This is a genomic window from Sulfurimonas sp. (genome assembly GCF_023229105.1).
GTDB lineage: Bacteria > Campylobacterota > Campylobacteria > Campylobacterales > Sulfurimonadaceae > Sulfurimonas.
Map to the genome: position 1 here is coordinate 1 of NZ_JALNZY010000092.1, position 7,131 is coordinate 7,131.

6 protein-coding genes are annotated in these 7,131 nt (G+C 38.5%); 5 read left to right on the forward strand and 1 reads right to left on the reverse strand.

From position 1 onward, the window contains the following. A partial coding sequence (locus M0Q17_RS10040; RefSeq protein WP_295086461.1) for an ATP-dependent helicase occupies window positions 1-867 on the reverse strand: 867 nt, incomplete at its 3' end. Window positions 868-1,047: 180 nt separating this feature from the next. Between M0Q17_RS10040 and napG the strand changes: the two genes are divergently transcribed. The 5 genes from napG to M0Q17_RS10065 form a co-directional block, all read left to right on the forward strand. Beyond that, window positions 1,048-1,860, forward strand: a complete 813-nt coding sequence (napG, locus tag M0Q17_RS10045) for a ferredoxin-type protein NapG (RefSeq protein ID WP_295086463.1) — start codon at window positions 1,048-1,050, stop codon at window positions 1,858-1,860. Then, on the forward strand, window positions 1,853-2,680 hold the full coding sequence (gene napH, locus M0Q17_RS10050) for a quinol dehydrogenase ferredoxin subunit NapH (protein WP_295086465.1): 828 nt from the start codon (window positions 1,853-1,855) through the stop codon (window positions 2,678-2,680). Before napG ends, napH begins: the two co-directional genes overlap by 8 nt. Further along, entirely contained in the window at window positions 2,677-3,621 is a 945-nt protein-coding gene (locus M0Q17_RS10055) for a hypothetical protein (protein WP_295086467.1), read from the forward strand. Before napH ends, M0Q17_RS10055 begins: the two co-directional genes overlap by 4 nt. A 74-nt stretch (window positions 3,622-3,695) precedes the next feature. Continuing rightward, window positions 3,696-6,326, forward strand: a complete 2,631-nt coding sequence (locus M0Q17_RS10060; protein WP_295086469.1) for a valine--tRNA ligase — start codon at window positions 3,696-3,698, stop codon at window positions 6,324-6,326. A gap of 5 nt (window positions 6,327-6,331) precedes the next feature. Beyond that, window positions 6,332-7,131, forward strand: an 800-nt coding sequence (locus tag M0Q17_RS10065; protein ID WP_295086471.1) for a SulP family inorganic anion transporter, incomplete at its 3' end; no start/stop codon positions are given.

A 7,131-nucleotide genomic window follows, 5' to 3' on the forward strand; every position in this document is an offset into this window, starting at 1 on the left:
TATAACTTTTGTAGCAAGCGAGAGTATAGGAACGGTTGAGCGGTAGTTTTTTGTAAGCGTATGAACTTTTGCAGATGGAAATTTTTTGGAAAATGTTCCTATTATGGAGATATCAGCGCCGTTAAAAGCGTAGATGCTCTGATCATAATCCCCCACACAAAAGAGCGAAGGCGGATTTATCGCATCTATAAGAGTGCCTTGAAGCGCATTTGTATCTTGATACTCATCGATAAGAACCTCTTGATATCCAAGCTCTTTGGTTTTACAAATTGCTCGAAAATGAAGAAGCAAATCGTTAAAATTTACAAAACCGTACTCTTTTTTAAGCGCTTCAAACTCATCGACGATATCGGCATAAATCATCGAAAAAAGCTCATGTTCCGGGTACTTATTTTTAACCCACTCATCAAAATCACTATTTAACTCTGTGTTTTGATAAAAGGAGTAAACATCATAGAGATAGTTTCCGCCATAAGGTGATACTTCTGCTCCAATATGCCCAAATGAGCGCTTTTCATAAACACTTCTAAAGAGGGTTTTTAGCTCTCTTTGTTGCTTGAGGACAACTTTTTTGTCATACTTTTTCAGCCATCTGTAACTTACCGCATGAAAAGTTCCTGCGTCTATCTTAGAGGCTACCTCTTTACCGAAAAAGTCTGCAACGCGCTGCACCATTTCTGCTGCTGATTTATTTGTAAAAGTAAGAAGTAAAATCTCTGTAGGTTTTATGCCTTTACTTAGGAGGTATGCGATTCTTCCGACGATTGTCGAGGTTTTGCCTGTTCCTGCCGAAGCAATAATAAGATTTTGCTCATTAGAGGATGTGGCTGCAAGATATTGTTCTTCATTTAAACGCGAAAGTGGCAAAAACTGCTCCCTTAGAAATTTTAAGAGCGTGATTATACAATGATAAACTTCACTCTATTTTATTCACTCCCTCTCAAGCCGACTTAGTATATAATAAAAACTAATAGTAACTTTAAATGTAACCTTAAAAAAACTCTTACTATAATGAGAGTAGCTTGTAACGATGTCTAGGACAAACAAATGAATAAAATCAACACTCCTGATAGAAGATTGTTTTTACAAAAGATACTTAGCGGGGTTGGATATGCTTCAGTAGGCGCTATTTTTTGGAGTGCCTATTTATCTAAGTCACAAGCACAAAGCTTGCTGCTTAGACCTCCCGGTGCTCTTTTGGAGAAAGATTTTCTCTCAACATGTATGCGCTGTGGAATGTGTGTAAAAGCTTGCCCTTTTGATGTACTGCAACTTGCCACTATTTCGGATAAAACAGCCATAGGAACACCCTATTTTACACCGAGAGAAAATGCATGCCGTCTCTGCCCTGACATTCCTTGCGCCTCCTCCTGTCCTACAGATGCACTTGATTTAAAATCACTTACCAAAGACAATTCCCTCCATATAAATAACGCAAAAATGGGGCTTGCAACAGTAAATACACAATCATGTTTGGCTTATTTAGGACTTCAGTGCACTATGTGTATTCGAGCTTGCCCTCTTGCCGATGTGGCGATTGTGCTTAAAAATGAGCGAAATCCGCGCACCGGAATGCACGCTTTTTTAACCCCGATGGTTGATGCAACTAACTGCACGGGCTGTGGTTTATGTGAGAGGGCTTGTCCTACAAACATAGCCTCAATAAAAGTGCTTCCGCTTTTTCTCTCCCAGAGCGATATAGGTTCTCACTATATTATCGGTTGGAAAAAAGAGGATGAGGAGAGACTTAAAAAAAGTTCTACAGATGTTACAATGAGCAAAACCAAAAGAAATGAAAAAAGCGCACTTGACAATGTAAATGACGTTGAGGGTATCTTGGAAGGACTTTATCATGAGTGATTTTCTGTTTCGCTACCGCTACTATCTTGCAAGACGAACGACTCAAATTCTTCTGCTTGGCACCTACTTCTTGGCAAACCTTTATGGATGGAGTATCGTCTCTGGCAACCTAAGTAGCTCTGTTGTTTTTGGCTTTATCCCTCTTAGTGAACCCTTTGCAACGCTTCAAATGTTTTTTGCTGGAGCAGTTATCTCTGCTGATATCCTGCTCGGTATTTTGGTTGTCCTCTTTTTTTACGGTATTATCGGCGGTCGTTTCTTTTGTTCATGGGTATGCCCTGTAAATATAGTTACTGAAACGGCAGCGGCAATCAGAAGAAAACTTAAACTTCAAGACAAAACAAACGCCCTCCCCTTTAGCCGCAATATCCGTTACTGGTTTATAGCCTTAGCCCTCATCCTCTCTTTTGTCTTTTCACTTGCTGCTTTTGAGATGATAAGTCCCATAGGAATAGCCCACAGAGGCATCATCTTTGGTTTTGGTTTTGGCTGGTTCTCTCTTGTGGCTATTTTTCTTTTTGATCTCTTTTCCCAAAAATACGGCTGGTGTGGGCATATCTGTCCGCTTGGCGGATTTAATGCACTTATAGGGAAATATAGTCTTATAAAAGTAACTCATGATGCAACTAAGTGCGTGCACTCCTTGAAGTGTTTTTTGGTTTGCCCGGAAGTTGAAATTTTAGAGCTGGTGGGCAAAAAGAGTCATATCATCTCAGCAAAAGAGTGTATCAAATGCGCACGATGCATAGAAGTGTGTGATAGCGGCGCCTTTAAAGTCTCGATAGTGACTTTGGCAAAACAGCTCAAGGAGGGCGCATGAAGTTTTTTTTACTCTCTGTTTTTCTATTACTTTCTCTTTTGGCAAAGGAGATAACACCCTACAAAACTATCTCGGCAAGTGAAGCAGTCTCTGATTTTGTCAAAAGGGGCGATATTCTCGTTATCGGTACAAAAGAGAGTACCGTTGATATCTACAATCTAAAAAATGATGAACTTGTTGATAAGATTGTGATTGAAAAACAGAAAAATATTTTAGGTGATGAGATAGGTCTTATCATTGCAAGTGTCGATTATTTAGAGAAAAAGGTGCTTTTTTCAACAAGGAAAATGGACTCTTGGGGAGATCTTTATCTCTATGAAGATAAAAAATTACATAAACTCATAGATGCTTCACAAAAAATATCCCCCAAAAAGGTTAGGTTTGTTGATGCAAACAGAGTAATAATAAACACGATGGAAAATGAACTGCTTCTTTTTGATATACAAAAAAAAGAGTTTTTATATAAAAAACAGCTTAACAAAGCAAGTTTTTCAGATTTTGTACTTAGTGAAGATAAAAAATATATCTTTAGCGCAAATGAGACACCGCTTGTTTATAAGATAGAAATAAAAAGCGGCAACATAGTCCAAACCTATGAAAAAGCAAACAAAAGAGATATCTTCTCTATCGACTACAAAAACGGCATACTCCTAAGCGGAGGAAAAGATAAGCGTGTGATTCTTTATAAAAATCCCGATGAATACAAAATAACTATGGGAGAATTTTTCACTTACAGTGTCGGCTTAAATCCTGATGCGAGCAGAGCGGCTTTTAGCAAAAACGAGGAGGATGAAATCTCTGTTATAGATACCAAAAGCTTAAAAGAGCTCTATCTGCTAAAAGGGCATCCGACTACTATAATCAAGATATGTTTTTATGCCCCTAATAAACTTATAAGTGCGGATAAAGGCAATAAAATTCTCTTTTGGAGGTTAGATTAAAGTAAGGGGCAGATACATACACATCTTTTTGGATATAATTGCAAAAATATTTTATATGATTTAAGGTCGATTACATGTCACAAAAGAGCTATGAACCGAGCATAACGGAAGATGCATTTTATAAAATCTGTGAAGAGAGAGGCTACTTTGAGGTAGATGCAAACAGCTCTATTCAAGAAGAGGGAAAAAACTTCTCCCTCATGATGCCTCCTCCAAATGTCACGGGTCGTCTTCACATAGGTCATGCACTTACATTTACGCTTCAAGATATTATCACTCGCTATAAAAGAATGGACGGTTACAAAACTCTATGGCAGCCGGGAACCGACCATGCAGGAATTGCAACGCAAAATGTTGTTGAGAAGCAACTGCTTGCAGAGGGAACTACAAAAGAGGAGATTGGAAGAGAAGCATTTCTAGAGCGTGCTTGGGCTTGGAAAGCGGAATCTGCTGAAATAATGACAAGCCAACTACGTAAAATGGGAGTCAGCCCTGCATGGAAGCGTGAGCGTTTTACCATGGATGAGGGACTTCAAAAATCCGTAAAAGAGGCTTTTGTGCATCTCTACAATCAAGGGCTTATAGTCCGCGGAAACTACATGGTAAACTGGTGTACGCATGATGGCGCACTTAGCGACATCGAGGTTGAACATGAAGACCACGACGGAAAGTTTTACCATATCAAGTACCCTTTTGCTGATGGAAGCGGCTTTGTAGAAGTTGCAACGACAAGACCTGAGACATACTTTGGAGACACCGCAGTTATGGTTCATCCTGATGATGAGCGCTATAAACATCTAATCGGTAAAAAAATCAAACTCCCTCTAACGACAAGAGAAGTTGCTATCATTGCCGATGAACATGTAGATATGAGTTTTGGAACAGGCGTTGTAAAAGTTACACCCGCACATGACCAAAACGATTATGAAGTCGGCAAACGTCATGATTTGGAGTTTATTACCGTCTTTGATGAAAAAGGTATTTTAAACGAATATGCAGGCGAATTTCAAGGCTTAGAGAGACTTGAGGCTCGTGAGATAATCGTAAAAAAACTTGAAGCTGAAGGCTTTGTAGTTAAGATAGAAGATCATAAGCATCAAGTAGGACACTGCTACAGATGTAAAAATATCGTTGAACCATATATCTCAAAACAGTGGTTTGTAAGAAGTGAAGTCGCAAAGAAATCAATTGAGAAAACAAATAACGGCGAAGCTAAGTTTTTTCCTCCACACTGGATAAACTCATACAACTCTTGGATGGGTGATTTAAGAGATTGGTGTATCTCTCGTCAACTTTGGTGGGGACATCAGATACCTGTATTTTACTGCAATGATTGCGACCATGAATGGGCGAGCTTAAAAGATGAAGAGCATGAGTGTCCAAAGTGTGCCTCAAAAAATATCCATCAAGACCCTGATGTTCTTGATACTTGGTTTAGCTCTGCACTCTGGCCGTTTTCAACTCTTGGGTGGGGAAATGGCGACGTTTCTATGGATAGACTCTTTAGCTCACAGGATATGAAAGATTTTTATCCAAACTCGCTTCTTATTACAGGTTTTGATATTCTTTTTTTCTGGGTTGCTAGAATGATGATGATGGGGGAGAGTTTTATAGGTGAACTTCCATTTAACCACATCTATCTTCATGCTCTTGTTCGTGATGAAAACGGACAAAAAATGTCTAAATCAAAAGGAAATGTAATTGACCCTCTTGATATGGTAGAGAAGTATAGTGCCGATATTTTACGTTTTACTCTTGCAATCAGCGCTGCACAAGGGCGTGATATAAGAATGAGTACGGACAAACTAGAACAAAACCGCAACTTTACAAACAAGCTCTACAATGCGGCGAAATTTCTGCAGATGAATGTAGATACATTTCCTGATTTAAAAGGTTTTTGTGTCGAGTCTCCTCTTGGACGCTATATGCTCTCACGATTAAATGTAGCTACAGCGGAAGTTCGCTCATGCTTGGATGAGTATAGATTTAATGATGCGGCAACCGCTGTTTATCGTTTTATCTGGAATGAGTTTTGTGATTGGGGTATTGAGCTTAGCAAAGCGGATAAAGGCGCAATAGTTGAACTTGGAGCAATTTTTAAGGAGTCAATGAAGCTTCTTCACCCTTTTATGCCCTTTATCACAGAGTATCTCTATCATGAACTAAGCGGTACAAAACTTGAGGCTTCAGACTCTATCATGATTATGAAGTATCCATTCAAGACAAAAAAGCGCCTAAGAGATGAGGCTAGATTTGAGCTAATCATGGATGTTATCATCTCAATCAGACGTGCAAAAGTTCTAGTCGATTTGGCAAACCAAAAGATAGAAAAAGCATACGTTAAGATAGACAATTTAGATGAAAAAGAGCAAGAGCTTATGAAGCCTTTTATACAAAGACTTGCAAAAGTAGATATTGTAGAATTTACTGAGTCTAAAATAGAAAATGCAATAAGTGACATCTCTCAAAAATGTGAGACTTTTATACCGACAAAAAGCATAGATCTCTTACCAATTATCAACCGTTTGACAAAGCAGGATGAGAAACTACAACGTGAGATTGATAAACTAAAGGGCATGCTAAACAATGAAAGATTTGTCGCAAATGCGCCCGAAGATGTTTTAACAAAAAACAGGGAACTTTTAGCTGATGCGCTAGATAAACAAGAAAAAGTATTAGAGCAACTTAACTCACTAAAAAAATAAAACAGATGAATAAAATATTTGAACCTAAGTTATTTAGTTTATTAAAACTAAGAATTGGCAAAGAACAGCTTATCGCAGATATATTTGCCGGCATTGTGGTGGGCATTGTCGCCCTTCCGCTTTCTATTGCTTTTGCCGTAGCTTCTGGCGTATCCCCTGAAAAAGGTTTAATCACCGCAATAGTAGCAGGTTTTATTATCTCTCTTCTTGGGGGAAGCAGAGTTCAAGTCGGCGGTCCCACCGGAGCATTTATTGTAATAATATATGCAATTGTGCAAGAGTATGGAATTGATGGGCTTATGATTTCTACTATGATGGCAGGACTTTTTCTTATAGTTTTTGGTCTTTTACGTCTAGGCAACCTTCTAAAATATTTTCCTCACCCGCTTATTGTCGGTTTTACGAGTGGCATTGCTGTTATTATCTTCTCCACGCAGATTAAAGATGCGCTCGGGTTAAATATTGAAAAAATGCCCTCGGAATTTTTTCAAAAATGGGTACTCTATTTTTCTCATGCAAGCGAAGCCAACCTCTACGCAGTAATTCTTACTATTACGACAATTTTAATAACAATATATTCAAAAAAGATAACAACTAAAGTTCCGGGCTCTTTTGTTGCGATAATTTTTATCACATTTATAGTTCAAGCGGCAAATATTCCAGTAACTACGATTGAATCATTCTTTGGTGAAATCCCAAACACTTTTAGTTTTTCACTGCCTAGTTTTGAGTTTAGTAATCTTCATATTTATATTGCTCCTGCTCTGACTATTGCGCTTCTTGGAGGAGTAGAGTCGCTTCTCTC

What these genes read in the sequence shown, in the direction of transcription:
- napH (WP_295086465.1), top strand. Translation starts at nt 1,853, where the DNA reads ATGAGTGATTTTCTGTTTCGCTACCGCTACTATCTTGCAAGACGAACG.
- napG (WP_295086463.1), top strand. Translation starts at nt 1,048, where the DNA reads ATGAATAAAATCAACACTCCTGATAGAAGATTGTTTTTACAAAAGATA.
- M0Q17_RS10060 (WP_295086469.1), top strand. Translation starts at nt 3,696, where the DNA reads ATGTCACAAAAGAGCTATGAACCGAGCATAACGGAAGATGCATTTTAT.
- M0Q17_RS10055 (WP_295086467.1), top strand. Translation starts at nt 2,677, where the DNA reads ATGAAGTTTTTTTTACTCTCTGTTTTTCTATTACTTTCTCTTTTGGCA.